Below are 26,251 nucleotides of genomic sequence, written 5' to 3'. Positions count from 1 at the left end.
AGCCATGACCGAGGCGATCCGCGTCGACGCACTGGTCAAAACGTTCGGGCGCACCCGTGCGCTCGACGGGCTCGATCTGTCCGTGCAGACGGGGGAGGTACACGGCTTCCTGGGGCCCAACGGGGCCGGGAAGTCCACGACCATCCGGGTGCTGCTCGGACTGCTGCGGGCCGATTCCGGCTCCGCGCGACTGCTCGACGGCGACCCCTGGCGGGACGCGGCGCAGCTGCACCGGCGGCTCGCGTACGTGCCCGGCGACGTGACGCTGTGGCCGAACCTCTCCGGCGGCGAGGTCATCGACCTGCTCGGCCGGCTCCGCGGCGGCCTGGACCCCGCGCGCCGCAAGGAGCTCCTCGAGCGCTTCGACCTCGACCCGACCAAGAAGGGGCGCACCTACTCGAAGGGCAACCGGCAGAAGGTCGCCCTGGTGGCGGCGCTCGCCTCCGACGTCGAGCTGATCGTGCTCGACGAGCCGACCTCCGGGCTCGACCCGCTGATGGAAGAGGTCTTCCGGCAGGTCATCCGCGAGGAGCAGCGGCGCGGCGACCGCACGGTGCTGCTGTCCAGCCACATCCTGGCCGAGGTCGAGGCCCTCTGCGACCGGGTCACGATCATCCGCGACGGCCGGGCCGTGGAGACCGGGACCCTGGCGAGCATGCGGCACCTGACCCGCACGTCGATCCAGGCCGAGCTGGCCGGGCCCGTCGACGGGCTGGGCGAGCTGGCCGGCGTGCACGATTTGCAGACCCAGAACGGCTCCATCCGCTTCAGCGTCGACAACGCCGAGCTCGACCCGGTCCTGCGCAGGCTCACCGCCATCGGCGTGCGCGGCCTCACGAGCACGCCTCCGACGCTCGAGGAGATCTTCCTGCGGCACTACGACCGCTCGGGGGCCGCGAAATGAGCGCTCTGGAGGGGACGCGGGCGCTGGCCCGGCTGGCCCTGCGGCTGGACCGGGTGCGGCTGTCCATCTGGATCCTCGGGCTCGCCGTGATGCCCATGGGGACCGCCGCCAACTACCAGAAGTTGTACCCCACGCAGGCCGACCTCCAGGCGGTGAGCGGGGTGCTGGCCAACCCGTCGCTCGTCGCCATGAGCGGTCCGCTCTTCGGGCTCAACATCGGCGCGCTCACCGCGTGGAAGATCGGCATCACCGAGTTCATCCTGGTCGGGCTCATGAGCATGCTGACAGTCGTGCGGCACACCCGGACCGAGGAGGAGACCGGGCGCCTCGAGCTGCTGCGGGCCACCACCGTCGGCCGCTACGCGCCGCTGACCGCCGCCCTCGCCGTCACCGCGATCGCCGACGTCACCATCGGCCTGCTCGCCGCGCTGGGGCTCATGGGTGTGGGCCTCGACCCGGCCGGCTCGTTCGCCTTCGGGCTGGCCGTCGCGCTGTTCGGGCTGCTGTTCGCGGCCATCGCGGCGTTCACCGCCCAGCTGACCCAGAGCGCCCGCGCGGCCAGCGGCATCGCCGGGGCGGTCCTCGGCGGCACGTACCTCCTGCGGGCCGTCGGCGACACCGGGCCGAGCTGGTTGGCGTGGCTGTCGCCGACCGGGTGGGCGCTGCACATGCGGCCGTTCGCCGGTGAGCGCTGGTGGATCGCGCTGCTGTTCGTGGGCTTCGCGGTGGTGTTCGGCGTCGGTGGGTACACCCTTATCGATCGCCGTGACGTGGGCGCCGGGCTGCTCCCGGACCGGCCCGGACCGGCCTCGGCCGCGCCCGCCCTCGGCAGCCCGCTGGGCCTGGCCTGGCGCCTGCACCGCGGGCTGCTCCTGGGCTGGGTCGTCGCGCTCGCGCTGAGCGGCGCGGTGATGGGCGGCGCGGCCGTCGGCATCGGCAACCTCGACTCCCCCAACCAGCAGCTCACCGACATCCTGTCGCGGATGGGCGGGACGGCCGGGCTGACCGACGCGTTCCTCGGCGCGATCTACGGGATCATCGGGCAGCTCGTCGCCGTGTACGCGATCCAGGCGACGCTGCGGCTGCGGCAGGAGGAGAGCACCGGGCGGGTCGAGTCGATCCTGGCCACCCGGGTCGGGCGGGTCCGCTGGGCGGCGAGCCACCTGGTCTTCGCGGTGGTGGGCACGGCCCTGCTGCTGGCCGTGGCCGGGGTGGCGGGCGGCCTGTCGTACGGCGCCCAGGTCCACGACGTCGCCGGCCAGACGGGCCGGCTGCTGGGTGCGGCGCTGGTGCAGCTGCCGGCCGCGCTGGTCCTGGCCGGGGTCGGCGTCGCGCTGATCGGCCTGCTGCCGAAGCTGACCACGCTGACGTGGGCCGCGCTGATCGTGTCGGCGCTGCTCGTCGAGCTGGGCGGGCTGTTCGGGCTGAACCAGTACGTCGTCGACGCCGCCCCGTTCGCCCACGTGCCGAAGCTGCCGGGCGCCGCGTTCACGGCGATGCCCGTCGTATGGCTCACGGTGGTTGCGCTGGCACTTGGCGCAGTCGGGCTGCTGGGTTTGCGGCGCCGGGATATGCCCGTGGGGTAAATGCGAGGTTTGGCACGAGCGGGCCGGTGGTACTCCACCGGCCCGCTTGCTATTGACAACATTATTTTCAGTCGGCGATGCTCTGCTGAGAGCGCTCTCACGTCCGACACCGACCGACCGCGTCCGCCACGACCGGTCTGTGTCGCCTGAGCAATCAGGTGAGGGTCACAACGTCTGCCCTGCCCCCGCCCCCATCTTGAGAAGGGCAACAATCGCTGTGGAGAACGAACAAAAGCCCACAAAGCGCAAGTCCCGCCGCGGCCGCCTCGCGCTGCTCGCGTCGGCCGGCGTCGCCATGCTGGCCGGCGCCACGTTCCTCGCGGTGCAGCCGAACGCGTCGGCGTCGCTGCCGCCCACCCCGGCCGGCTGGACCCAGGTCTTCGCCGACGACTTCTCCGGCTCCGCCGGCACCGGCGTCAACACCGCCAACTGGCTCTACGACCTCGGCCACGGGTACCCCGGCGGCGCGGGCAACTGGGGCACCGGCGAGATCGAGAACATGACCAACAGCACGGCGAACGTGTACCACGACGGCAACGGCAACCTGGCCATCAAGCCGATCCGCGACGGCGCCGGCAACTGGACGAGCGGCCGCATCGAGACGCAGCGCACCGACCTGGCCGCCCCGGCCGGCGGCAAGCTGCGCATGGAGGCGCGCATCCAGCAGCCGAACGTCAACACCTCCAACGGCGCCGGCTACTGGCCCGCGTTCTGGGCGCTGGGCGCGGCGGCGCGCGGCACCGGGGCGAGCGGCTGGCCCGGCATCGGCGAGATCGACATGCTCGAGGACATCAACGGCCGCAGCTCGGAGTTCGCGACGCTGCACTGCGGCACCAACCCCGGCGGCCCGTGCAACGAGACGACGGGCATCGGCAGCGGTGAGCGGGCCTGTAGCGGGTGCCAGACCGGCTTCCACACCTACGCGGTGGAGCAGGACCGCAGCACCTCGCCCGAGCAGCTGCGCTTCTACCTGGACGGCAGCAACTTCTTCACCATCAACGCCAACCAGGTCGACGCGACCACCTGGAACAACGCCACGCACCACGGGTTCTTCATGATCCTGAACGTGGCCATCGGCGGCGGCTTCCCCGACGCGTTCGGCGGCGGCCCCAACGGCAACACCGTGTCCGGCGTGCCGATGCTCATCGACTACGTCGCGGCCTACACGGCCGGCGGCGGTGGCGGCGGCGGCACCACCCCGCCTCCCACCAGCGGCAAGGCGGTCAAGGGCCCGGGCGGCCTGTGCCTTGACGTCCGCTCGTCGAACTCGGCGAACGGCACCCCGGTGCAGATCTACACCTGCAACGGCACCGGCGCGCAGCAGTGGACCTACGTCGAGGCCGGCAGCACGCTGCGGGCGTTCGGCAAGTGCCTCGACGCCGCGGGTGGCGGCACCGCGAACGGCACGAAGATCCAGCTGTGGGACTGCAACACGACAGGCGCGCAGGTGTTCATCCACCGCACCGACAACACCTACTACAACCCGGCGTCCAACCGGTGCCTCGACGACCCGAACGGCAGCACCGCGGCGGGCACGCAGCTGCAGCTCTGGGACTGCAACGGCAGCGCGGCGCAGAAGTTCTCCCTGCCGGGCTAGCCCCGGCCGGTAGCCCCGCGCTTGCAAGTTTCGCGGGACTCCGCAGGTCGCGGCCGTCCCGGGGCGTCGATGGTTGACGCTCCGGGCGGCCGCCGCCGACGTTGCCATCATGCATCGTGGAATCTGGTGGACCCGGCTGGCCATCCCGGCCATCGCCGCGCTCGGCGCCGCCCTGATCGTGCTGGCCCTGCAGCCCTCGGCGCGGGCCACGGTGCCGGAGCCCACGGCCCCGGTCACGGGCAACGCGACGTACTTCGACGGGCTCGGGGCACCTTACGGCGGCTGCGGCCTGCCGCAGGCGGAGCTGGAGACGCAGAACTTCGTCGCGCTCAACGTCTTCGACACCCCGGGCAGCGGCACCTTCTACCCGCGGCCGCTCTCCTCAGCCGACGCCGACAAGATGGGCATCTGGAACAACGGCCACAACTGCGGCCGCTGGGTCCGGGTCAGCATCAGCGACTACTGCACCGGGACCAACGACGGCGCGCTCGGCCAGCCGTTCTGCCGCAACGGGGCGTTCACCGCGGACGCGTACAACGGCGGCACCCTCGACATGATCGTGGCCGACAGCTGCGGCGACTCCAACGCGTGGTGCCGCGACGACAAGTACCACCTGGACCTGTCGAAGGACTCGCTGAACAAGTTCGTGAAAAACGGCGCCCCGATGACCGACCTGTACCCGAACCACTGGAACAACCGCCACGTGTCCTGGCAGTTCATTCCGGCGCCGACCTACTCGGGCGACATCAAGATCGGCTTCCTGAGCGGGGCCCAGCGCTACTGGCCCGCGATCGCGGTGTCGAAGCTGCCCAACGGCGTGCACGGCGTCGAGTACTTCGCCAACGGCGCCTGGACGGCCGCGCCCATGAACAGCGACATGGGCCAGTCGTTCATCATCGGCGGCCTCACGTCCGGCGGGACCGACTTCCGCATCCGGGTCCGCGACGCCTCCGACGCGCTGCTGTTCGGCGGCCGCGAGTACTCGTTCTCGCTCCCGGCGGCCTGCTCCTCGCAGTGCAGCGCGGCGTACACCCAGGCCACCTACACCACCACCTCGACCTCGACCTCGCCGTCGGCCCCGGGCTCGCCCTCGGTCTCGGTCTCGGCCTCCCGCTCCGCGTCGACATCCCCGTCGGCCTCGCGGTCGGCGTCCTCCTCCCCCGCGCCGTCCGGTGGCTGCACGGCCGCCGTCACCGCGACGGGCTCGTGGAGCGGCGGCGGGCAGGGCGAGGTCAAGGTGACGAACACCGGCACCGCGCCGACGACCGGCTGGACGGTGAGGTTCACGCTGCCCAGCGGGGTCACGATCGCCAGCTCGTGGAACGCGGCGGTGACGGTGTCGGGGTCGGGCGTCACCGCCACGAATGCCTCGTACAACGGGACAATTGCGGCGAATGGTAGTACCAGCTGGGGGTTGGTCTTCAACGGACCCGGCCTGGCGGTCACCGGCGTGAGCTGTTCTGCTCGATAATGCATGGTTAGTGCACAATCTTTGGCCGGCGTGAGGCCCGCCTTAAGATTGTCCCTGATCAGTGGGCGATCGATCCCGGCCGCGTGAGGCTGGGGCGCATGACCAAGCACAAGCGAAGGAGGATCGCGGCCGTCGTCGTGACGACCGCCGCGATCCTCACCGCCGGCGCGCTGAGCGCGCCGTTCGCATCGGCATCGACGTTCTTCCCGTGGCACCGCGGCGGCGGGTCGGCAAGCGCGGCGGCCGGATGCGCCGACGTCGAGGTCGTCTTCGCCCGCGGCACCGGCGAGCGGCCCGGCCTCGGCATCGTCGGCACCCCGCTGGTCCGGGCCATCGGCGCCGGCCTGGCCGGCCGGACCGTCGTCTCCCACGCCGTCGACTACGCCGCCGACGCCTCGCAGGCCGCGGCCGGCCCGGGCGCCACCGAGATGAGCGGCCACGTCGCCGCGACCGCGGCCGGCTGCCCGGGCACCCGGTTCGTCCTCGGCGGCTACTCGCAGGGCGCCACGGTCACCGACATCGCCATCGGCATCCAGGTCGGCCGCACCCGCGGCAACGCCATCCCGGCCGCCCTCGACGACCGGGTCGCCGCCGTCGTCGTCTTCGGCAACCCGCTCGGCATCGGCCGCCAGACGATCGCCGGGCGCAGCGCCGTCTTCGGCCCGAAGGCCAAGGAGTTCTGCAACATCGGCGACCCGGTGTGCGGCAACGGCAACGACTTCGCGGCCCACCTGCGCTACGTCACCAACGGCTCGATCCAGCAGGCCGCCGACTTCGCGGTGCAGCGCCTCACCGCCTGACCCGCCGACGGCGACTCCTCACCAGCACGGCGCCGATCGCGAGCATGACTGTGGCCGCCGCCGGGACGGGCCCGGCGGCGGCCACGGTGCGGCCTACGGCAGCGGCGCCTTCGGCAGCGACGGCGCCGAGTTGAACGCCTGGATGCCGGCCTCGTTGTCGCCGTCGAACGGGGTCACCGGGCCGGCCCCCTTGCCCAGGCAGAAGTCGTCGCCGGCCGGGTCGGCGAACCACATGCCGACGTGGTTGAGCTCCTTGCGCACGCGGTCCTTGCCGACGATCGTCGAGGAGAACGCCTCCTCCACGATGAGCTTGAGCTCGGCGGTGCCGTTGCCCTTCTTGTCGGTGTTCACGTCGCCGATGTACTCCGCGGCGCCGAACGGGCTCGCCGGCACCTCGAGCAGGAAGACGGTGAACGAGGTGTCGGGCACCGCGTTTGTCACCTTGACGTCCATCACGTCGAAGCCCTTGGCGTCGGTCAGCAGCGCGACGGCCACCTCGACCTTCACCTTCGGCATGCACTTGGCGAGCTGGTCGTTGCTCGGGGCCAGCTTGAACCTGACCACGTTCTTGGCCGTCGAGGTGTAGTCGCCGACCTTGTCGAAGTCCGGAGTCGCCGCCCCGCCGCTGAAGGTCTGCACGCCTGCGAACACGGCCGCGCCCGCGACCGCTCCGGCGGCCAGGACCGCGATGCCCTTGATGATGCCCATGATGTGTCTCCCCTCCCCTTGATCGGGGCTCCCCCGCGGCTCCTACCGCCGCCGGACAATGAGGGACACGCGGCCCGCCGCCAGGCCGTTCACCAGCGATGATGTCGCGAGACCGACACTGATCCGCGCAACCGGCGGGCCCGATAGGCTCTCTGCGTGGACCTGGAAAAGATCACTGCCGCGCTGGGTGTACGTCCGGAGCACGTCGCCCGCGTCCAGGAGCTCGCCGGCGACCACCCGTCGGCTCCGCTGCCGCCCCGGTCGGACGCGCCCGCGATCCTGGACCGGTTGCAGGTGCCCGCGGCCGACGCCGCCGAGATCCTGGCGGCCTGGCCCGAGCCCGGCTCTCCACTGTGGACGCCCGAGCTGCGCTGGCTGCTGGACCGCTCCACCGCGCTGGTGCGGGCCGACCTGGGCGGGCACGAGTGGCTGCCCCCCGGCCCGGAGCTCGACCGCGACCGCGGCCCGGCCTGGCGGCACCTGTACGTCTACACCTTCCTGGCGCTCGTCGACGTCGTCACGCAGTACCACCGCAGCCATGGCATCGGCGCCGAGGTCACCTGGGCGACCCTGGCCGACCTGGGCCGCAACCTGGGCGTCGACCGGCGGATGCGGGGCCAGGGCTGGCCGGTCATGCAGGCGTGGCTGACCCTGCACTTCCGCGGCGGCATCTACGAGCTGGGCCGGCTGCAGCACCAGCGCGGCGGCACCGCGATCGGCCTGCACATCGCCGACGCCGGCCCCCTGGCGCCGGACCTGATCGACGCGTCCCTGGACGCGGCCCGCGCGTTCTTCCCGGCCCACTTCCCGCACGAGCCCTACACCGCGTTCTCGTGCGGCTCCTGGCTGCTGGACCCGCAGCTGCGGGAGTACCTCCCGCCGGACTCCAACATCGTGCGCTTCCAGGACCGCTTCACGCTCGACGAGCCGTACGTGCCGGCCGAGGGTCTGGACCCGGACCTGGAGGTGCGCCGCTTCGTCTTCCGCGACCTGACCACCCCGCTCGACGACCTGCCCCGCCGCACCCTCCTGCAGCGGGCCGTCATCGAGCACTGGAAGGCCGGCCGCCACTGGCACTGGCGCACCGGCCGATTCCCGTTCGGCGACCACTGACCCTTTCCGGCACCTGCGTGCATCTACCGGTGTGAAGGGCCCGCCGTGCACGTCGCGGCCGCCGGCCCACGGAAGGGAGCCCGGGTGCAGGTCGACGACGAGCGCGAGTACGTCGAGTACGTCCGGCTGCGGCTGCCCCGGCTGCACCGGGTCGCGTACCTCGTCCTCGGCGACGAGCACCGGGCCCAGGACGCGGTGCAGAACGCGCTGACCACCCTGTACAAGCGGTGGTCGGGGCGAGGCCAGGTCGACAACCTCGACGCCTACGTGCACACGATGGTCGTGCGGGCCTGCCTGGCCGACCAGCGCCGCCCCTGGGCCCGCGTCCTGCTGCGGGCCGAGCCGCCCGACCGCCCCGTCGACGAGGCCGGCGGCCTGGTCGACGAGCGGCTGGCCATCCGCCAGTGCCTGCGCCGCCTGCCGGAGCGGCAGCGGATCGTCGTCGTGCTGCGCTTCCTGTGCGACATGTCGATCGCCGACGTGGCCGCGACCCTGGGCCGGTCCGAGAACACGGTGAAGAGCCACACCGCGGCGGCGCTGCGCACGCTCCGTGACGCGTTCGAGTCGCTGCCGGCCGGGGCCGAGGCGCAGCCGGGGAGGTCACTGTGAACGCCGAGGGGAAGCTGCGCTCGTACGCCGCCCACGACGACGTCCCGCCCCCACGCGTCCTCGCCGAGGAGGTGCTGGCCACCGCCCGCCGGCAGGTCCGCGGCCGGCGCATCCGGCTGGCCGCGGCGGCCGGCATCGGCACCGCACTCGTCGTCCTGGGCGTCGCTGTCGCGCTCCCGCACCCCGGCGCCGCGCCGCTGCCGGCCCACCCGTCCCCGTCGGGGTCCACCCGGGCGCCGTCGCCGACCGGCCCGCCACTGCACTGCACTGCCGAACCCCTCCCGGCACCGGCCGGCCTGACCGCGGCCCAGCGCACCGCCCGGGCGATCGACCCGTCGGGCCGCTACATCGCCGGCACCTACACCTCGGGCGCGAACACCTCCGGCCTGCTCCTGTGGACCGACGGCAAGCCCAGCCAGCCCGCCGCCGCGAAGCAGTTCTCGGCCGCCGCCGTCAACAGCCGGGCCGTGGTCGCCGGCAAGGCGCCCGACGCCGACGGCCGCGGCCAGGCCGCCGTGTTCCGCGACGGCAAGGTGACACTGCTCCCCCGCCCCGTCGGCGCGACCTCCAGCGCCGCCCTGGCCATCAACACCAACGGCGACGTCGTCGGCCGGATCAGCGGCTCCACCCTGCCCACGAACACGACCCTGGCCATCCTGTGGCCGGCCGGCGGCGGCTACGAGCTCCTGCCGACCGGCACCAAGGACCTGACCCCGGAGTCCGCCGTGGCCATCCGCGACGACGGCGTCATCCTCGGCACGGCCCGGCGCACCGGCGACGTCTTCAGCGTCCCCCTGCCGTACCTCTGGAACGCCGGCCACACCGGCCGCCTCCTGCCCATGCCCCGCGAGCTGACCGAGGAGGCCGCCGGCGCGACAGCGATGGCCGGCCGATGGGCGATCGGCGTTGCCGGCAACCTCCAGAGCCCCCGCCCGTCGATACCGCCCGACGTGGACGGCATGAGGTTCTCCACGCCGCAGGCCTACGTCCGCTGGAACCTCGACACCGGCGACTTCGACGAGCTGGGCACCTTCTCCCCGACCGCCGTCAGCACCACCGGCGTCATGCTCGGCGTGAGCGACATGTACCACGGCACCCCGGCAACCTGGCGCGCCGGCACGGTAACCCCCCTACCGATCCTCGACCCGTCCCGCGCCTGGCTGATCGACAGCGGCATCTCCGCCGACGGCACCACCGCCTTCGGCACCCTCACACCCCCGCCACCACCCTCCATCGACGACCCCCTGGGCCCCTACGACCTGGTCCTGTGGAAGTGCTGATGCCACCCGCGCCCGCCGAGTGCCCGAGCACCACCGCCGACAGCCCACGAGCCCGCGTCCCGGCCCGGGTGTCGCCACCCACTTCTGCAACATGGCCTGGGTCCGTATGTCCGCCGTCGAGGGCGCCGCATAGCCGCGGGTGGTGTGGCTGGCGACCGTTTCCGATGCCCCCGGGTTCGAACACGCTCTCGCCGCGGCCGGAGACACTGACCGGCGTGTCCGGCGCCGGCCCGGTCATTGCCGTGGCAATCGCTCGGTCACGTCGGTGACCGGCAGGGGCGAGATGGCCTCCGGCCCGTCCGCCTCGCCGTTCAGGGGCTGTGACTGGGCTACGGCTGGTCGTCGTCGGGTGGAACCTGCCAGTTGAACTTGTCTTTGAAGTCGTCAAAGCAGGGTTGGCAGATCCAGGTGTATCCGTCGTCGGCGGTGACGTAGCCGGAGGTGAGGGACGCATGCTCGGTTTCGACAGCGGCGATCTCCGCGTGGCAGAACGCGCAGTGGTCATGGCCCCAGCCGGGACGGTGGGGCGTCCATTGACGCCGGCGCAACGGCCTTCCGGCAAGCCATGTGTGCTGGCCCATCAAGCGCCAGTCGCCGTCAGCCACGTCTCGATCATCTCGTACAGCGATACATTGGGCAGCGGGTTCGCGGTGTATCGAATGCGTCCATGCATTCGATACACCGCCCGGGCGCACCAGCACGCCGCCGGCACCCGGAAACGGCCGGACGCGCAGACAGAGCCGTCGGGTGACGGACCCGACGATCACACAATGAGCCGCGCTGGCGGCGGCTGGGCCACCAAGCTGCATCTGCCTGCGAACAGGGCCGTAGGGTCCTCGCGTCCGTACTGACCGGCGGGCAACGTGGCGACAGGGCCGACCAGGCCGCCCACCGCCGCAACCGTGGCTCACACGGCGGGCGGCCACCCGCCTGCCATCCGGAGAGCGACAAACGCCGCCACGCCGTGGCCACCCGGTACGAGAAGCTCGCTGTCCTCTACGAAGCAACCACCACCATCAGCGTGATCGACGCCTGGCTCCGCCGTCTCGACGGCACTTATGACAAACGGCCGAGGTGTGCTGTCCAGGGAGGTTGGTCGAGATTGCGTGATGCGTCGGTCTGATCTTGTGGACAGGTGAAGGCCTCCGGTCGTGGAGCGGAGCTGTCTAGGAATGCTGCTTTGACCCCACGGACGGCGGTCGTCGTGATCGCGCGGCTGCGGCGTCGGCGCCGTCCGGGCCCGGCGCAGCTCGGTGGCCGGCCCGGGATGCCGGCCTCGACCGTGCACGCGGTGCTGGTGCGCTGCCGGCTCAACCGGCTGTCGCATCCGTACCGGACCACCGGTGAGCCGGTCCGCCGTTACGAACACGACCGGCCCCGGGCGATGCTGCACGTCGATGTGACGGAGTACGGCAACATCCCCGACGGTGGTGGCTGGCGCTTCCTCGGCCGCGGCCAAGGCGACCGCACCGGCGAAGCCACCACGAAACGGACCGGCCGGCGGGGCAAGGACTACCAACGCGCGAGAAAGCCGTGACGGCGATCGCTGGCCTCTGCAACGCGATCGCCCGGTTCGCCGCCCGCGGTGTCACCGTCGACCGGGTTCCTGACCGACAACGGCTCCGCCTGCAAGTCCCACGCCTGGCGCGACGCCTGCACCGACCTCGGCATCACCCCGAAGAAGACCAACCCCACACCGCAACCGGTGGCTTACCATCCGTCACCAGGTTGACCTACGTCCCTGGACAGCACACCTAAGACAGCCCGCGAGGCAGACGACGAGGCCCGCATCCCTGCGCCCGCGTGAACGTCGAAGCGGACGAGCCGGAGAGCGTCTCGACCACGCGGCGACGACCGACCACCACCATGCATCCGACTGGGCAGCGCTCGCGGCCGCTGGACGCCTCGATCGGTGCGGTGTGCGGCGTGTGTTTGTGGGACAGGTCGTCGCGGTGCCCGCTGAGCCGTCGCAGGATCGTGCTCTGGAGGTGCAGGAGCTGGCGATGCTTCAGATCGACGCCGCGATCACCTCCGCCGGTGCGTGGAGTGCGCCCAGCCGGGCCGCCTCCTCCAGGTGGCGTCCGTCGACCCCCGAGATGGCGTCTGCGGCCACGACCACCCGGTAGTCGCGCTCGCTCGCACCGAGCACCGCGGCCCGGGGGCAGTTGGGGAAGTTGCACCCGGCCACCACGACCGTCGACACGCCCAGCCCGCGCAGGAAGCCGTCGAGGCCCGTGCGGTGGAACGCGCCCCAGCGGGGCTTCCACATCGCCCACTCCGCCGGGCCGAGCGGCTGGAACTCGCCGGCCAGCAACTTGCCGGCGTCCAGCTCCGGGGCGCCGGGCGGCCGTAGCGGCGGGGCCAGCTGGGAGCCGGGGCTGCCGGGGCGGACCACCGGCGCGCCGGATGCGAGCAGGGTGCGGCGCGGGAGGTCGATGTCGTCGCCGGAGTAGAGGCGGATCACGTGGATGATCGGGCGCTCGGCGGCGCGGAACGCCTCGAGGAGGCGGGCGATCGTGGGCACCACGGCCGCCGTGCCCGGGATCGGGCTCGCGCCGCCCTCGACGAAGTCGACCTGGGTGTCGATGGTGAGCAGCGCGGCCCGGTCCCATTCGGGGCGGGTCCAGGGGTCGGCGGCCAGGGCGGCTGGTTCCACACTCATGCCCCCGATTCTGTCCCGCCCCCGGTGTCCGCCCGGTGTCAGCGGTTGATCAACCGTTGCATCTGCTCCGGGTAGCGCTCGCCCTGGATGGCGATGCGCCGGGCGGCCTCGTCGAGCTCGCTCAGGTCGTCGGCGGTCAGCTCCAGCGCCGCGGCGGCGACGTTCTCGGTGAGCCGGGTCACGTTGCGGGTGCCGGGGATGGGAACGATCCACGGGTGCTGGGCGAGCAGCCAGGCCAGGGCGACCTGGCCCGCCGTGGCGCCGCGGCGGGTGGCGACCGCGCCGATCAGGTCGACCAGGGCCTGGTTGGCCTGGCGGGCCTCGGGGCTGAAGCGGGGCAGGGTGGCCCGGATGTCGTTGGCGCCGAAGGAGACGGTGGAGTCGATCTTGCCGGTTAGGAAGCCGCGGCCGAGCGGGCTGAACGGGACGAAGCCGATGCCGAGCTCCTGCAGGGTGGGCAGGATCTGCGCCTCGGGCTCGCGCCACCACAGGGAGTACTCACTCTGCAGGGCCGTCACCGGCTGCACCGCATGCGCGCGGCGGATCATCTCCACGCCGGCTTCGGACATGCCGAAGTGGCGCACCTTGCCGGCCTCGATGAGCTCCTTCACCGTGCCGGCCACGTCCTCGATCGGCACGTCCGGGTCGACGCGGTGCTGGTAGAGCAGGTCGATCGTCTCCACGCCGAGCCGCCGCAGCTGCGCGTCGGCGACCTCGCGGATGTGCTCGGGGCGGCTGTCCACCCCGCTCTGGCGGTCCTCGTCGAAGGAGAAGCCGAACTTGGTCGCGATGACCACCTCGTCGCGCAACGGCGCGAGCGCCTCGCCGACGACCTCCTCGTTGACGTAGGGGCCGTACGCCTCCGCCGTGTCGAAGAACGTGACCCCGGCCTCGACCGCGGCCCGGATGACCGCGATCCCGTCGGCCCGGTCGGCCGCCGGCCCGAGCCCGTGGCTGATCCCCATGCATCCCAGGCCGAGCGCCGAGACCTCCAGGCCGTTGCCCAACGTGCGCTTGTCCATGTGTCGGTCCTCTCATTGCGGCGGTACCCCGACCGACGTTAGTCCCCCACCGGACCCGGCGATGGGCAAGTTCCAGCTTGCCTATCATGGACGGCGTGACGGATGTCTTCGCCGCGCTCGCCGACCCGACCCGGCGGACGATCCTCGACGAGCTGGCCGAGCGCGACGGACAGACGCTGTTCGAGATCTGCGCCCGGCTGGCCAACCGGCACGGGATCGCCTCCTCGCGGCAGGCCATCTCGCAGCACCTCGACATCCTGGCCGAGGCCGGGTTCGTGCGGGCCGAGCGCAGCGGGCGGTACAAGTTTCACCACGTCGACTTCGAGCCGCTGCGGGCGATCGTGCAGCGGTGGCCCGTGCCGGGAATCACACCGGGCGGCGAGGACTGAACCGCGGTTTACCAGATCGTTTCACGGCAGGTCTTCAGCGGTAGTGATCGAGATGGGATCATGCCGGTCAAACATCGGTCTACCAGGAGGTTTCATGGCCGACGCCACCGTCGCCCAGCAGAGCCGCTTCGATCGGTTCTTCGAGATCACCGCGCGCGGGTCGACGGTGAGCCGCGAGGTCCGGGGCGGCCTCGCGACGTTCTTCACGATGGCGTACATCGTCGTGCTCAACCCCCTGATCCTGGGAAGCGGCGTCGACAAGGACGGGGCGAAGCTCGCGATCACCGCGCTCGCCTCCGGCACTGCGCTCGTCGCCGGTGTCATGACGATCCTCATGGGGGTCGTGGCCCGGTTCCCGCTCGCCCTGGCCGCCGGGCTCGGGGTCAACGCGCTCGTGGCGTTCGAGATCGCACCGCAGATGACCTGGGCCGACGCCATGGGGCTCGTGGTCATCGAGGGCGTGCTCATCACCGTCCTGGTGTTGACGGGTCTGCGGACCGCGGTCTTCCGGGCGGTACCCACCCAGTTGAAGACGGCCATCGGCGTCGGCATCGGGCTGTTCCTGGCGCTCATCGGGTTCGTGGACTCCGGGTTCGTGCGGCGGGTGCCCGACGCGGCCAACACCACCGTGCCCGTCGGGCTGGGGATCGGCGGCAAGCTGGTCAGCTGGCCCGCGCTGGCCTTCGGCATCGGGCTGCTGCTCACCGTGGTGCTCGTCGTGCGGAAGGTCCGCGGGGCGATCCTGATCGGCATCCTGGCGTCGACGGTGCTCGCCATCATCATCGAGGCCGTCGCCAAGGTCGGGCCCTCGTTCGTCGACGGCAAGCCGAACCCGAAGGGGTGGAGCCTCAACGTGCCCACCCTGCCGGACAAGGTCGTCGACAAGCCCGACTTCTCCCTGCTCGGGCACTTCAACGTGCTGCACTCGTGGCAGGCGGCCGGGGTACTGGTGCCGCTGATGTTCGTCTTCACGCTGCTCATCACCGACTTCTTCGACACCATGGGCACGATGGTGGCGGTGGCGCAGGAAGGCGACATGCTCGACGAGAACAACATGCCGCCCAAGACCCGGGAGATCCTCCTGGTCGACTCGCTCGCGGCGGCGGCCGGCGGCGCGGCCAGCACGTCGAGCAACACCAGCTACATCGAGAGCGCGTCGGGCGTGGCCGAAGGGGCCCGGACCGGCATCGCGAGCCTGGTCACCGGGGTGCTGTTCCTGCTGGCGATGTTCTTCGCGCCGCTGGTGACGGTGGTGCCGTTCGAGGCGGCGTCGGTGGCCCTGGTGGTCGTCGGGTTCCTGATGATGACCGCCGTGCGGACCATCGACTGGGCCGACTACGACATCGCGCTGCCGGCGTTCCTGACCATCGTGATCATGCCGTTCACGTACTCGATCTCCAACGGCATCGGCGCCGGGATCATCTCCTACGTGGTGGTGAAGCTGGTGGGTGGCAAGGCGCGTGAGGTACACCCGCTGCTCTACGGGGTGGCCGTGCTGTTCCTGATCTACTTCCTGCGCGGGCCGATCGAGTCCGTGTTCTAGCGCGACGGCGCCCGGGGGTCCGCTCGTCCAAGGCGGCGGCGGTCCCCCGGGCGGCGCGCGTCACTTCGGTGTCGTGGGCGAGTCGAGCCAGGCGTTGATGAGCTGGGTGAAGTCCTGGCCCGTGTGCTTGTTGACGAACGCGATGAACGCCGCCCGGTCCTGGGCGGTGCCGCGCTGCTGCTGCACCCAGTCCTTGGCCAGCGCGAAGAACGCGGCGTCGCCGAGCTTCTTGTGGATCTGATGGAGCATCAGGGCCGGGCAGATGTACACGTTGCTCTCGGCGAAGCTGTCCGCCCGGGGCTTGCCCGGCGGCCCGAGACGCTTGCGGAGGCCGGCGTCGGTGGTGCGGGCCCAGGCCTCCCAGGAGTCCATCGTCTGGTGGTCGCGCTCGTACTCGTACAGGAACTGCGCGTACTCGGCCCAGCCCTCGTTGAGCCAGAGGTCGTTCCAGTTCGAGGTCGTCACCGCGTCGCCGAACCACTGGTGGGCGTACTCGTGGAGCAGGTCGGCGTCGAACCCGGACGTGAAGTTCGCGTCGCTGCCGTAGTCGGGCAGGCCCATCGTGATCATCTGCTGGGTCTCCATGCCGGACTCCGACGGCACCATGACCACACCGCCGCTGTCGAACGGATACGGGCCGAAGCGCGCGGCGAGCCAGTCGACGTACTGCGGGGACTTGCGCAGGTAGGGCAGGGCCTTGTCGTCGGCGCCGGGGCGGTACCACACCGTCAGCGGCACCCCGCCGGGGCCCGCCAGCGTCTCCTGCGTGTATCTGCCGACGGCGAGCGTCGTCAGGTACGTCGCCACCGGTACCGTCGACGCGTACTTGAACACGTTGCCGTCGTGCCCTTTCGGCGTGCCACCGGCGATCGCCGTCCAGCCGTCCGGGACGGTTACGGCGATGTCGTAGAGCGCCTTGTCCGACGGCTGGTCGTTGGCCGGATACCAGGTGCTCGCGCCGAACGGCTCCTGCATCGTCCACAGTGCACCGTCGCCGGTGACGGTGAGCCCGAGCGGCTCGACGTCGGCCCGGTGCGAGGGCATGGCGACGGTCGCCGGTGTGCCGTGGTACTTGACGACGAGCGCCTGCTGCTCGTCGCGGTGCAGGGCGGCGGCGACGGTCAGCTTCGAGCCCGCGACGCTCCCGGTGACCGTCGCTCCCCCGAGCGTCAGGCCGTCGATCTGGTACGCGCCGGAGAAGTCCAGGCGCACCTCGCGCAGATCATCGGCCGCCCGCAGGTCCAGGGTGGCCGTGCCGGTGAGCGTCCTGGTGTCGGGCTTCCAGGCCAGCTCGAGCCCGTAGTGCAGGACGTCGAGCTGGGGGTTGCCGTACTGGGGGTACACCGGATCGGCGACGGGCGTCGACCGGCCGGCGCTGAACTGCCCGCCGGCGGGCGCACCGGTACCGGCCCCGCCGGCGGCCGAGGCGCTTGGCGACGGCGCGGGCGCGGGCTTCGTCGGCTCGTTCGAGCATCCGGCCAGCACGACGCAGACGGCGGCGGCAACGAGGACCTTCTTCATGGGGTGTAGTAGTCCCGCAGGTGCCGGATCAGGCCGTCCTGGACCCGGAAGATCTGCACGAGCGACACGGTGTGCTGCGTCCGGTCGGCGCGGTCGAAGACGGCGTCGAGCTCGACGATGAACACGTCGGGGTCGCCGGTGTCGTGGAAGGTGTTCTGCGAAGCGCTCGCGTTCAACGCCCCGTCGGGCGCGGGCATCCGCCGGTGCAGCTCGGCGAACCCGCTCGCGAGCGCGTCCCGGCCGGCCAGCCGGAGGTGCTCCAGGGGCGCCTCGTACACGCCGTCCGGCGTGAACAGCGCCGCCTGCCCTTCGGCGTTGCGGGAAACCGCTCCGGTGAACATGTACCGCTGAAAGATCTCCTGATGCGAAAGCGTCACTTTTTCCAGTCTATCCCGGCCACGCCCACCGGGCGGTCCCGCACGGCGCCGGGAATGTCCGAAGAGTCCGGCGCCGGCTCAGAGCTGGTTGATGCGGACGAGGTTGCCCGCCGGGTCCCGGAACGCGCAGTCGCGCACGCCGTAGTCCTGGTCGGCGGGCTCCTGGACGACGTCGGCCCCCGTGGCCTGGACCCGTTCGAAGGTGCCGGCCAGGTCCTCGGTGCTCAGGATGATGGTGGCGTAGCTGCCCTTGGCCATCAGTTCGAAGATCGTGCGGCGCTCGTCGTCGGTGAGGCCGGGCTCGATGGCCGGCGGGTACAGCACGATCGAGGTCTGCGGCTGGTCCTTCGGGCCGAGCGTGATCCAGCGCATGGTGCCCCGCCCGACGTCCAGGCGGACCTCGAAGCCCAGGGCGTCGCGGTAGAAGGCCAGGGACGCCTCGGGGTCGTCGGCCGGCAGCAGCGTGCTCTGAATGAATACACCCATGCGACAAACTTAGACGGACTGCTCCGGCGCCACTTCTCGATTCCTGATCGGTCGCATGATCTGTTTGGCGACGCAGTGCGGGATGCCGCGGGCGTCCTCGGCCGCGCGGCGGCGGTAGGTGCTCGGGGACATGCCGACGAGCTCGGAGAAGCGGGTGCTGAACGTGCCGAGCGAGGAGCAGCCGACGGCGAAGCAGACCTCGGTGACGGACAGGTCGCCGCGGCGCAGGAGGGTCATGGCGCGCTCGATGCGGCGGGTCATGAGGTAGCTGTACGGTGACTCGCCGTACGCGGCCTTGAACGCCCGGCTCAGGTGGCCGGACGACAGGTGGACGCCGTTGGCGAGCGCCTGGACGTCGAGCGGCTGCGCGTAGTCGCGGTCGATGCGGTCGCGCACGCGCCGCAGCAGCCGCAGTTCGCGCAGCCGGGGGTCGGTCGAGGCGTTCACCCCTCCACAATGCCAGGTCAGTAGGTGCGGTAGTGGCACCAGCCGCGCGCGGCCCGCGTGTTCAGCAGGATCACGAACAGCAGCGGGAACGCGACCGAGATCAACGTCGTGGCGTAGGGCGCGCCGCTGATGTACCCCTGGTAGACGCCGCCGGCGATGCTCAGCCCGTTGAGCAGCGTGAGCAGGATGCGGACCCAGTTGCGGCCGTTCTGCAGCTTGCGGCCGAGGATGAGCGCGATCAGCCCGATCAGGGCGACGGTGCCGGCCATGACGTACGCGGCAGTGGTGACGGTGCGGGCGTTGAACACCTCGTTGCCGGCCGGCAGCTGCCAGGACGGGCCGACCTTCGCCGCCGCGAGGGCCATGAGGGCGGCCGCGCCGAGGAAGAGCACCCCACCCAGGTACTGGAACATCGCCACGACGTGCAGCGAGATCGGGGCCGTCGAGCGGACCGGGTAGGGGTTCCACGCCTGCTGGGGCTGGTATGCGTACGCCATGCGCCAAGCCTGGCCGCTCCGGCCGCGCGGGAAATCCCCGATTCATGCCACGACCGGCCCGGCGTGCAGGGCGACGATCCGCAGCCGCACGCACGGGACCGGCGGCCACTGCGCCCGCCCGGCCCGCATCGTCCGGGCGCCGACCGTCCCCGGGCCCAGCACCACGGCGACCAAAGACCACGGGATGCGGTCGCCGACGTCGAGCTGCAGCCCGAACCAGGCGTGTTCCAGGGCCGCCAGCACGTGCGGCGCGTAGTCCGCGGCCAGCACCACGCCGTCGTGCTGCACGACGAAGGGGTGCTCGTCTCCGGCGTACTCCCAGCCGGCGCGGTTGTGCACGCGCTCCAGCAGCACCATCGCGCCCGGTTCGGTGGAGAACGGCCCCGGAGCGTGCTTCGCGACGATCGCCGGCCAGGCCTGCGCGGCCGACGCGGCGAGCCGGTCGTAGAGCTCCCGCCGCGCGGCCTTGATCGCCGCCGCCTCGGCCTGCCACCGCGTGTGGAGCGCCTCGCACCGGGCCACGTTGGCCTCCAGGAACCGGGTGCCCTCGAAGGTGTACCGGGCCGCCGCCGCCAGATGCCGCGGCCGGTCCAGGTCCGGCTGGTCGAGCGGCACCGGCCGGGCGTCGGCGGCGTCGAGCATCGCGTTGAATGCGGCGTCGAGCTTGGCCCCGGCCCGCTCGAACATCTCCTCGGCCGCGCGCTGCACCGCCCAGGCGGCGGCGGAGTCCTCGCCCGGGTCGGTCCCCGCGAAGTGCCGCAGTCGCTGCACCGCCTCCCGCGTCTTGGGCAGCCGCGGCTCCTCGAGCGGCCACTCGCCGGCCCCGACGGTCTCCTCCGCCCAGTCGGCCACCCCTTCCAACAGCACGAGCAGCTGATGGTGTACTGCCAGTGGTCGCGCCCGCACCCGCCACTCCCCGACGAGCAGGCCGACGGCCGCCTCGCCGACGTCCACGCGGACCCGCAGGGCTTCGCGCTCGGCGTCGCCGTCCCCGGGCGGCCCGAGGGCCTGGCGGGCCCGCAGCGCCAGCGAGCGCATCTCGGCGGCCGCCCGCTCCACGGCGCGGGCGTCCCACCCGCTCGGCAGCCCGTCCGCGATGAGCAGCTCGAGCCCGGACACGAGGCGCCGGGCCCGTTCCAGCGCCGCCGGAGGCTCTGCGGTGTCCACGGTGACCGGCTCCCCCATCTACGCAACGTGACGCAGAGGGTGCGTTCCATCCCGTTCCATGGGATGTCGCAAGTTTTGCTCAAACTCCGGGTCGCGTACTGGGCGTATCCGGGCGCCGCCGCTTACGGTCCTCGGGGTCGTTCACGGGGAGGCAGGGTTCGTGGGACGTAAGGCATCGATGCTCGTCGCGCTGGTAAGTGTGGCGGCCATCACCGCCGGGTGCGGTACGACGCCGGCCGACGGGAACGACGACGGGCAGCCGCTCGTCGTGCACCTGTACGGGTCCGACGCCAACATGTCCAACTCGCTCAAGGACAAGCTCGCCGGTGCGCCCGCCGTCCTGTCCGGGATGATCGGCACGGCGCCGCTGCTGGACATGCCGGAGTCGTTCAAGGAGCGCCTCCGCGGGGTCGATCCGAGCCTGGCCGACTACGGCTACGCGGCCGAGGCGTACGACGCGGTGATGCTCGCCGGGCTGGCCGCCGAGTCCGCGCGCTCCACTGACGCGCCGGCGATCGCGAAGTACATGGTCGGCGTCTCGAACTCCGGCACCGTGTGCGGCAGCGCGGCCGACTGCCTGGCCCTGGCCCGGGCGGGCAAGGACTTCGCCTACCGCGGGGTGTCGATGCGCCGCAGCGGCTTCACCGACGCCGGCGACCCGTCGTCGGCCTCGTACGGCACGCTGCACTTCGGCCGGGGCAACACGATCAACGACAACCTGACCGAGTACGTCGGTGCGGGCGACTCCGCGGCCGCGTCCCAGGTGGCACCGCCGGCGTACACCGCGTACCCGACCGGCAACGCGAAGAAGAAGATCGTGCCGCTGAAGGTCGGCGGGCTGATGCCGCACACGGGCCGGCTGGCGTTTCGCAGCGCACCCCGGTTCGCGGGCGCGCGCCTGGCGGTGGCCGAGCTCAACGCGGCCGGCGGCGTGATCGACCAGCCCGTCGAGTGGGTCGACGGCGATGACGGTACCGACGAGAAGGTCGCCACGGCCACGCTGGAGCGCTTCATCGGCCTCGGCGTCCAGGTCGTCATCGGCGCGTCCTCGTCGAGCGTGACGAAGGCGATGATCCCGAAGATCGCCGCGGCCGGGCGCATCCTGATCTCGCCGTCCTCGACCTCGGACGAGCTCACCTCGGTCCCGGACAACGGCCTGTTCTTCCGCACCGCACCGCCGGACACCCTCCAGGCCCGCGCCCTGGCCGACGTGATCATGCGCAACGGCCCGCACCGGGTGACGATCGTGGCCCGCGAGGACGCCTACGGCCTGGGCCTGCAGAAGAACGTCAAGGCCGACCTGCTCACGGCCGGCATGACCGACGGGTCCGTGGACCTGATCACGTACCCGACGGCGACCGAGGACTTCGGCACCGTCGCGGCCCGGGTCCGCCAGACCGCGCCGAACGGGGTGCTGATCCTCGGCTACGACGAGACGGCGGCGATCGTGAAGGCCCTGGCGGCGCGCAAGGTCGGCACGTCGGAGTCGCTGGCGGGCTAGCTGCGCTCGTCTGGGCTTTGCCTTGGAGCAGGCGCTTCGGCTTCCGCTCGGAGCGGGCGCCTCAGCTCTGCTTGAGGTGCTCGGAGAGGGCGTCGAGGCGGCCGTCCCAGTCGCGGGCGAGCGCGGCGAGGAACTGCTGGGCGACGCGCATCGGGGCGGAGCTGAGCCGGTAGCGCACCCGCCGCCGCTCCCCGGGCTCGGCCGTCACCAGCCCGGCCTCGGCGAGCAGCCCGAGGTGCTTGGCGATCGCCTGCCGCGTGATGGGCAGCCGATCGGCCAGGTCCGTCGCCGTGGCTGGCCCCCCTTGCGCGAGCGCGGCCAGAATGCCGCGCCGCGACGGGTCGGCCAGGGCGACGAAGACCTGCTCGGCGATCGCCTCGACGTCAGGCTGCTGCGGCAAGGTATTCGACCAGTTCACCCAACTCGTGCTTCCAGCCTCCGGTGTTGCTTTCGAACGCCTTACGGTACTCATCGCCGGGCAGTTGCGCGAAGCCGGACTCGACCATCCGCAGCCGCGTCCCGTCCCCGGCCGCCTCGAGCGAGAACTCGACGTACGTGCGCCGCGGGTCCTCGTCGCCCAGCCCGTTGATCCGCCACGTGAACGCGAACAGCGAGGGCTCGTCGACCCGCTCGATGTACAGCGTGGCCTGGTCTCCGCTGTCCCACGTGAGCCGGGCCTGCCCGCCCTCCCGCAGATCGACGCTGGCCCCGTTCCCGAACCACGTGCCGAGCCCTTCGGCAGTGGTCAGGGCCGCCCAAACCTTGGCCGGCGAGTGCGCCAGCTCGACAGTCCGCTCGATCCGGTCCGGAAACCCCACGACAAACCTCCAGCACAGATAGCAACCTTGAAGTTGCCACAGACGCTATTGCAACCAATCGGTTGCGTCAACTCCACAGCGGGCGCCACTCCCGGACCCCGCTGACCCGCACCCCGGGCGTCCGGTAGTACGGGTCCTGCGCGATGGCCTCGTCGACGGCCGCCCGGTCACCCACGTCGAACACGATGACCGCCCCGGAGTCGTCGGCGAGCGGCCCGGCGAGGTAGACCGTGCCGGCCTCCCGCAGCGCCGCGAGCCGCTCCCGGTGCGCGGGGCGAGCCGCCAGCCGCTCGTCCGTGGGCGAGAACGCCAGCTCCAAAATCCACATACCCGAACGCTATGCCGCCCGCACCGATCCGCGCTGTCCCCCCACGACCCGCGCGCCGCAGGCGGCCGCCGGTCTATAACGGCATGGTGCAGCAACCGACCCTCATCGTCGTCAGCGGCCCGCCGGGCGCCGGCAAGACCACGCTCGCCCACCGGCTGGCCCGCCGGATCGGCTGCCCGGCCATCTGCCGCGACGAGATCAAGGAGGGCATGGTCCACGCGGCCGGCGAGTTCGTGGCCGGCCCGAGCGACCCGCTGACCATGCGGACCCTGCCGGTGTTCTTCCAGGTCCTGGAGCTCCTCCTGCGCGCCGGCGTCACCACTGTCGCGGAGGCCGCCTTCCAGGACCGCGTCTGGCGCCCGCACCTGCAACCGCTGGCCGACCTGGCCACCATCCGCGTCGTCCACTGCCGGGTCACCGCCGAGACGGCCCGGGCCCGCATCCGCAAGCGCCGCGAGGACGACCCGATCCGCCGCGCCCACGGGGACTCCTCCCGCAGCGACAGCGAGGCCCACGCGAGCACCCACAACGGGTTCGACCGCGTCCGGCTCGACGTGCCACAGCTGGAGGTCGACACCACCGCCGACTACCGCCCCACCCTCGACGAGATCGCCGCGTTCGTGACCGCCCCGCCGATCATCCGGCACTGACCCTCATCCGACCCGGGCGCGCCCGGGATCGAGCGCTCACTTCAGGCCGTCGGGGGCTCGCATGTCCCAGGCGTCCGCCACGAGCTCGGCCAGTCGCTCCGCGTCCACCGCGGGCAGGCGGAGCATGACGTACGGCAGGCCGTCGTACGCGGGGGTCGTGAAGAACTTGTCCGGCTCGCCCAGCAGTAGCGCCTGCTTCTCGGCCTCGTCGCCGACGTACAACACGGCGACGTCCGTGCGGATGACGCGCTTCCCGGACGGGTTACGGTCGGGGTACGACCAGACGAATCCCTTGTTGCCCACGCGAAAATCGAAGCCCTCGCTGTCGATCTCGGCCACGTGCGGGAGGGCCAGTGCGAGGCGGCGCACATCATCGGCGTCGGCCATGAGGCACACGGTAGACCAAAGTCGGGGTACTGGTCCTACCGATGGCCGTGGTGCGGCCGCGGGCGCGGGCCGCACCCTTGTGGCATGACGAAGACGACGCAGACTGCCCTGACGGATCGGGCCGCTGTTCCCGGTGGCCCCTGCTCAGAGACGCTCAACCCCGCCTGACTCCGGCGGGCCAGATGACGTGGACCGGGCGGCCCAGGGTCTGGGCGTGGTGGACGACGTCGGCGGTGCCGCCGAGGCCGCCGGCGGGACGGCCGTCCCATACCGCGATCAACAGCGAGCAGCGTTCGACGACACGGATGCCGGCGGCCATGAACGCCTCCTCGGACGGGGTGGGGAAGGGCAGTTGCTCGGTCGAGGCGGCGGCGGCCAGCAGTTCGTGGTAGCGCAGCGCGTCGGGCGGGCTCAGGGTGGACTCGTAGCCGGCGCACGGCACCACGGCGTGGAAGGGGGCGCCTAGCTCGCCGATGATCGTGGCGAAGAGCTGGTCGGCCCCGACGGCCAGGGAGCCGACGCCGGCCGGTGGGGGCTCCTGTGCCTCGAGGACGGCCCGGATGCGGCTGCGGACGAAGGCGATCGCAGTGGCAGGGATGTTCTGGTGTCCGGTGATGCCCACGACGGTCATGGCGGGGCGGTCAGGCGGCGCAGCGGCGCCACCGTCCTCCGGCTGTTCGGGGGCGTGACCAGCCGCGCCGTCGACCGCATGACCGATCACACGACCGACCCCAGGGCCGACCGCACGACCGACCCCAGGGCCGACCGCGTCGTCCGCTTCAGGGCCGGCTGCGTCGCCCGCTGCAAGCCCGGCTGCGTCGCCCGCCGCAGGGCAGGCTGCGATGCCCGCCGCAGGGCAGGCTGCGATGCCCGCCGCAGGGCAGGCTGCGATGCCCGCCGCAGGGCAGGCTGCGTCGCCCGCCGCGGGGCCGGCTGCGATGCCCGCCGCGTCGCCGACAGCATGCCCGGCGGCGCCGCCAACGGCTTGATCGGCGGCGAGACCGACGCCCTGACCTGTGCCGTCACCGAGGACGTGACCCGCGGCGGGGTTAAGGCGGCAACCGGCAACGTGGCCGAGGCCGTGACCCGCGCTGTGACAAGCGACGTGGCCGGCGGCGAGACCGAGGTCGTGACCTGCGACGTTAACAAAATCGTGAACCGCGTTGTGACAAGCGACGTGGCTCGCGCCGGGACAAGCGGCGTGGCTCGCGCCGGGACAAGCGGCGTGGCTCGCGCCGGGGTCGGGGGCATGGCTCGCGGGGTGGGCGGCCGTGGCATTCACAGCAGTCGTTGTTCAGCCATGAGCCGGTAGTGGCGCCCGAGCGGGGTCAGGCGGCAGCTGAGGCTCTCGATGGCGGCGAAGTAGAGGTGGGGCGTGCCGACCGGTTCGACGAGCTTGGCTGAGCGGGCCCGTTGGAGTACTGCGAAATCGGCTTGGTGTTTGTCGTCCGGCGGCGGGACGGACGGCTCGTAGGACGGGTCGAGCGGGAGTTCGTGCTCCGGGGTCGGGAAGAGCTCGGGCAGGCGGCGCAGGTCGGCGTCGGGCACCGACGGCAGGCAGCGGCGCAGGTCGTGGGCGCGGTCGATGTTCGCCTTGAAGGTCGGGCGCTGGTGCCAGGCGTTGAAGCACTCGGAGAGGTACGCGTAGAGGCCGCTGATCGTCACCCGCCCGCGGACGTCGGCGGCGCCGCCGGCCAGGGCGCCGCAGAAGAGGGTCGAGAACAGGCCGCGGTCGCCGGTCTCGACGGCCGGCTGGTCGGCGCGGGCCGCGGTCAGGATCGACAGGCCGGGGCGCAGCGTCGCCGAGTCGCCGGCCACGTGGGGGACGCCCGCGGCGGCGCCGGAGAAGCAGCAGTCGAGGATGATGACGACCTCGCGGAGCCCGGTGGCCTTCGCGATCATGCCCATGATCTCGGCCACGGCGACGCCCGGGAAGACGTCGGTGCCGTCGGTGGTGGCCAGCACCAGGTCGTTGTTGCGCACCGCGCCGTGGCCGGAGAAGTACAGCAGCGCGACGTCGGCGCCGGGCGCGAACAGGCGGGTGAGCGCGGCCCGGAACTCGTCGCCACTAACCCCGGCCGGGGCGTCGAGCAGCTGGCAGCCGAAGTTGGGGGCGCCGTCCTCGTGGGTGGCCAGCAGCTCGTCGACCGCCCGCACGTCGTTGACGCAGCCCCGCAGCGCCGGGAAGTTGCGGTAGGCGTCGATCCCGACAAGCAGCGCCCGCTTCACGTCCGTACTCCCATGCATCACCGTCCAGGGTTGCTCCGCCTGCAGGTCTCGTCGCACGCCACCGCCTCCTCATGTTCATCTGACGGACCGCGGTCCAGGCCCGCCCGCCGATCAGTGCCCGGCCTGCGACGGCTCGACACGATCGGCCGGACGGGGCCT

General features: G+C 71.9%; 29 protein-coding genes and 1 pseudogene. 14 read left to right on the top strand and 16 right to left on the bottom strand.

Annotated features, from left to right (window positions below; translation table 11 throughout):
* Nucleotides 1-4: 4 nt before the first annotated feature.
* The 5 genes from Dvina_RS14330 to Dvina_RS14310 all read left to right on the top strand — a co-directional run bounded on the left by Dvina_RS14330 (nt 5) and on the right by Dvina_RS14310 (nt 6,358).
* The gene (locus Dvina_RS14330) at nt 5-904 is read left to right on the top strand and encodes an ABC transporter ATP-binding protein (RefSeq protein ID WP_223102973.1); all 900 of its coding nucleotides are present in this window, start codon (nt 5-7) and stop codon (nt 902-904) included.
* Complete coding sequence (locus Dvina_RS14325; protein WP_223102972.1) at nt 901-2,490, top strand: ABC transporter permease; 1,590 nt, start codon at nt 901-903, stop codon at nt 2,488-2,490. Before Dvina_RS14330 ends, Dvina_RS14325 begins: the two co-directional genes overlap by 4 nt.
* 217 nt (nt 2,491-2,707) lie before the next feature.
* Nucleotides 2,708-4,087 carry a ricin-type beta-trefoil lectin domain protein gene (locus tag Dvina_RS14320; RefSeq protein WP_223102971.1) on the top strand — a complete coding sequence of 460 codons (1,380 nt, stop codon included), beginning with the start codon at nt 2,708-2,710 and terminating at the stop codon, nt 4,085-4,087.
* A 109-nt stretch (nt 4,088-4,196) separates the two neighbouring features.
* Entirely contained in the window at nt 4,197-5,558 is a 1,362-nt protein-coding gene (locus tag Dvina_RS14315; RefSeq protein WP_223102970.1) for a cellulose binding domain-containing protein, read from the top strand.
* A gap of 98 nt (nt 5,559-5,656) precedes the next feature.
* Nucleotides 5,657-6,358 carry a cutinase family protein gene (locus Dvina_RS14310; protein ID WP_223102969.1) on the top strand — a complete coding sequence of 234 codons (702 nt, stop codon included), beginning with the start codon at nt 5,657-5,659 and terminating at the stop codon, nt 6,356-6,358.
* A gap of 93 nt (nt 6,359-6,451) precedes the next feature.
* Here Dvina_RS14310 and Dvina_RS14305 read toward each other — a convergent pair whose 3' ends face one another.
* On the bottom strand, nt 6,452-7,066 hold the full coding sequence (locus Dvina_RS14305) for a hypothetical protein (RefSeq protein WP_223102968.1): 615 nt from the start codon (nt 7,064-7,066) through the stop codon (nt 6,452-6,454).
* A gap of 156 nt (nt 7,067-7,222) precedes the next feature.
* Between Dvina_RS14305 and Dvina_RS14300 the strand changes: the two genes are divergently transcribed.
* From Dvina_RS14300 to Dvina_RS14290, 3 genes are all read left to right on the top strand, one after another.
* Nucleotides 7,223-8,179 carry an acyltransferase domain-containing protein gene (locus tag Dvina_RS14300; RefSeq protein ID WP_223102967.1) on the top strand — a complete coding sequence of 319 codons (957 nt, stop codon included), beginning with the start codon at nt 7,223-7,225 and terminating at the stop codon, nt 8,177-8,179.
* Nucleotides 8,180-8,263: 84 nt separating this feature from the next.
* Nucleotides 8,264-8,788 (top strand): SigE family RNA polymerase sigma factor, encoded by a 525-nt coding sequence (locus Dvina_RS14295; RefSeq protein ID WP_223102966.1) that lies wholly within the window; start codon nt 8,264-8,266, stop codon nt 8,786-8,788.
* Nucleotides 8,785-10,068 carry a hypothetical protein gene (locus tag Dvina_RS14290; RefSeq protein ID WP_223102965.1) on the top strand — a complete coding sequence of 428 codons (1,284 nt, stop codon included), beginning with the start codon at nt 8,785-8,787 and terminating at the stop codon, nt 10,066-10,068. Before Dvina_RS14295 ends, Dvina_RS14290 begins: the two co-directional genes overlap by 4 nt.
* A gap of 329 nt (nt 10,069-10,397) precedes the next feature.
* Here Dvina_RS14290 and Dvina_RS14285 read toward each other — a convergent pair whose 3' ends face one another.
* A complete protein-coding gene (locus tag Dvina_RS14285) occupies nt 10,398-10,673 on the bottom strand; it encodes a hypothetical protein (RefSeq protein ID WP_223102964.1) in 276 nt (91 codons plus the stop codon).
* 608 nt (nt 10,674-11,281) lie between these two features.
* On the opposite strand from Dvina_RS14285, the pseudogene Dvina_RS55685 reads away from it, so the two are divergent.
* A pseudogene (locus Dvina_RS55685) lies at nt 11,282-11,531 on the top strand (IS481 family transposase); the annotation flags it as partial.
* 545 nt (nt 11,532-12,076) lie between these two features.
* On the opposite strand, the gene Dvina_RS14275 reads toward Dvina_RS55685, so the two are convergent.
* The gene (locus tag Dvina_RS14275; protein WP_223102962.1) at nt 12,077-12,730 is read right to left on the bottom strand and encodes a cysteine hydrolase family protein; all 654 of its coding nucleotides are present in this window, start codon (nt 12,728-12,730) and stop codon (nt 12,077-12,079) included.
* A gap of 38 nt (nt 12,731-12,768) precedes the next feature.
* Nucleotides 12,769-13,752 (bottom strand): aldo/keto reductase, encoded by a 984-nt coding sequence (locus Dvina_RS14270; RefSeq protein WP_223102961.1) that lies wholly within the window; start codon nt 13,750-13,752, stop codon nt 12,769-12,771.
* An 86-nt stretch (nt 13,753-13,838) separates the two neighbouring features.
* Here Dvina_RS14270 and Dvina_RS14265 point away from each other — a divergent pair, with 86 nt between their 5' ends.
* Together Dvina_RS14265 and Dvina_RS14260 are read left to right on the top strand one after the other, a co-directional pair.
* The gene (locus Dvina_RS14265) at nt 13,839-14,141 is read left to right on the top strand and encodes an ArsR/SmtB family transcription factor (protein WP_223102960.1); all 303 of its coding nucleotides are present in this window, start codon (nt 13,839-13,841) and stop codon (nt 14,139-14,141) included.
* Between the two features lie 94 nt (nt 14,142-14,235).
* Nucleotides 14,236-15,684: an NCS2 family permease gene (locus tag Dvina_RS14260; protein WP_246656210.1), complete on the top strand. Its 1,449-nt coding sequence runs from the start codon at nt 14,236-14,238 to the stop codon at nt 15,682-15,684.
* A gap of 60 nt (nt 15,685-15,744) precedes the next feature.
* Here Dvina_RS14260 and Dvina_RS14255 read toward each other — a convergent pair whose 3' ends face one another.
* From Dvina_RS14255 to Dvina_RS14235, 6 genes are all read right to left on the bottom strand, one after another.
* Nucleotides 15,745-17,205 (bottom strand): M1 family metallopeptidase, encoded by a 1,461-nt coding sequence (locus Dvina_RS14255; RefSeq protein WP_223102958.1) that lies wholly within the window; start codon nt 17,203-17,205, stop codon nt 15,745-15,747.
* Complete coding sequence (locus Dvina_RS14250; RefSeq protein ID WP_223102957.1) at nt 17,202-17,582, bottom strand: nuclear transport factor 2 family protein; 381 nt, start codon at nt 17,580-17,582, stop codon at nt 17,202-17,204. The genes Dvina_RS14255 and Dvina_RS14250 overlap by 4 nt, the downstream gene beginning before the upstream one ends.
* 78 nt (nt 17,583-17,660) lie before the next feature.
* On the bottom strand, nt 17,661-18,068 hold the full coding sequence (locus tag Dvina_RS14245) for a VOC family protein (protein WP_223102956.1): 408 nt from the start codon (nt 18,066-18,068) through the stop codon (nt 17,661-17,663).
* 9 nt (nt 18,069-18,077) lie between these two features.
* Nucleotides 18,078-18,515: a helix-turn-helix transcriptional regulator gene (locus tag Dvina_RS54200; protein WP_246656209.1), complete on the bottom strand. Its 438-nt coding sequence runs from the start codon at nt 18,513-18,515 to the stop codon at nt 18,078-18,080.
* A 17-nt stretch (nt 18,516-18,532) separates the two neighbouring features.
* Nucleotides 18,533-19,012: a hypothetical protein gene (locus Dvina_RS54195; RefSeq protein ID WP_246656208.1), complete on the bottom strand. Its 480-nt coding sequence runs from the start codon at nt 19,010-19,012 to the stop codon at nt 18,533-18,535.
* 42 nt (nt 19,013-19,054) lie between these two features.
* Nucleotides 19,055-20,197: a hypothetical protein gene (locus Dvina_RS14235; protein WP_223102954.1), complete on the bottom strand. Its 1,143-nt coding sequence runs from the start codon at nt 20,195-20,197 to the stop codon at nt 19,055-19,057.
* Nucleotides 20,198-20,339: 142 nt separating this feature from the next.
* Between Dvina_RS14235 and Dvina_RS14230 the strand changes: the two genes are divergently transcribed.
* Nucleotides 20,340-21,680, top strand: coding sequence for an ABC transporter substrate-binding protein (locus Dvina_RS14230; RefSeq protein WP_223102953.1), 1,341 nt, complete (start codon nt 20,340-20,342; stop codon nt 21,678-21,680).
* 61 nt (nt 21,681-21,741) lie between these two features.
* Here the strand turns inward: Dvina_RS14230 and Dvina_RS14225 are convergent, their stop codons facing one another.
* The 3 genes from Dvina_RS14225 to Dvina_RS14215 form a co-directional block, all read right to left on the bottom strand.
* Nucleotides 21,742-22,080, bottom strand: a complete 339-nt coding sequence (locus Dvina_RS14225) for an ArsR/SmtB family transcription factor (protein WP_246656207.1) — start codon at nt 22,078-22,080, stop codon at nt 21,742-21,744.
* Nucleotides 22,064-22,498: an SRPBCC domain-containing protein gene (locus tag Dvina_RS14220; RefSeq protein WP_223102951.1), complete on the bottom strand. Its 435-nt coding sequence runs from the start codon at nt 22,496-22,498 to the stop codon at nt 22,064-22,066. The genes Dvina_RS14225 and Dvina_RS14220 overlap by 17 nt, the downstream gene beginning before the upstream one ends.
* 67 nt (nt 22,499-22,565) lie before the next feature.
* Complete coding sequence (locus Dvina_RS14215) at nt 22,566-22,826, bottom strand: YciI family protein (RefSeq protein ID WP_223102950.1); 261 nt, start codon at nt 22,824-22,826, stop codon at nt 22,566-22,568.
* A gap of 83 nt (nt 22,827-22,909) precedes the next feature.
* Between Dvina_RS14215 and Dvina_RS14210 the strand changes: the two genes are divergently transcribed.
* Entirely contained in the window at nt 22,910-23,476 is a 567-nt protein-coding gene (locus Dvina_RS14210) for a P-loop nucleotide/nucleoside kinase family protein (protein ID WP_223102949.1), read from the top strand.
* Between the two features lie 36 nt (nt 23,477-23,512).
* On the opposite strand, the gene Dvina_RS14205 is transcribed toward Dvina_RS14210, so the two are convergent.
* Together Dvina_RS14205 and Dvina_RS14200 are read right to left on the bottom strand one after the other, a co-directional pair.
* Nucleotides 23,513-23,863, bottom strand: coding sequence for an MmcQ/YjbR family DNA-binding protein (locus tag Dvina_RS14205; protein ID WP_223102948.1), 351 nt, complete (start codon nt 23,861-23,863; stop codon nt 23,513-23,515).
* Between the two features lie 154 nt (nt 23,864-24,017).
* Complete coding sequence (locus Dvina_RS14200; RefSeq protein WP_223102947.1) at nt 24,018-24,485, bottom strand: hypothetical protein; 468 nt, start codon at nt 24,483-24,485, stop codon at nt 24,018-24,020.
* Between Dvina_RS14200 and Dvina_RS14195 the strand changes: the two genes are divergently transcribed.
* Nucleotides 24,468-25,175 carry a hypothetical protein gene (locus tag Dvina_RS14195; RefSeq protein ID WP_223102946.1) on the top strand — a complete coding sequence of 236 codons (708 nt, stop codon included), beginning with the start codon at nt 24,468-24,470 and terminating at the stop codon, nt 25,173-25,175. The genes Dvina_RS14200 and Dvina_RS14195 overlap by 18 nt on opposite strands.
* Here the strand turns inward: Dvina_RS14195 and Dvina_RS14190 are convergent.
* Entirely contained in the window at nt 25,142-26,149 is a 1,008-nt protein-coding gene (locus Dvina_RS14190) for a caspase family protein (protein ID WP_223102945.1), read from the bottom strand. The genes Dvina_RS14195 and Dvina_RS14190 overlap by 34 nt on opposite strands.
* Between the last annotated feature and the right edge of the window lie 102 nt (nt 26,150-26,251).

The sequence above is a fragment of the Dactylosporangium vinaceum genome, assembly GCF_019904175.1.
Taxonomy (GTDB): domain Bacteria; phylum Actinomycetota; class Actinomycetes; order Mycobacteriales; family Micromonosporaceae; genus Dactylosporangium; species Dactylosporangium vinaceum.
The sequence above is the reverse complement of the archived record's forward strand: the minus strand, read 5'-3'. Positions and strand labels throughout refer to the sequence as shown.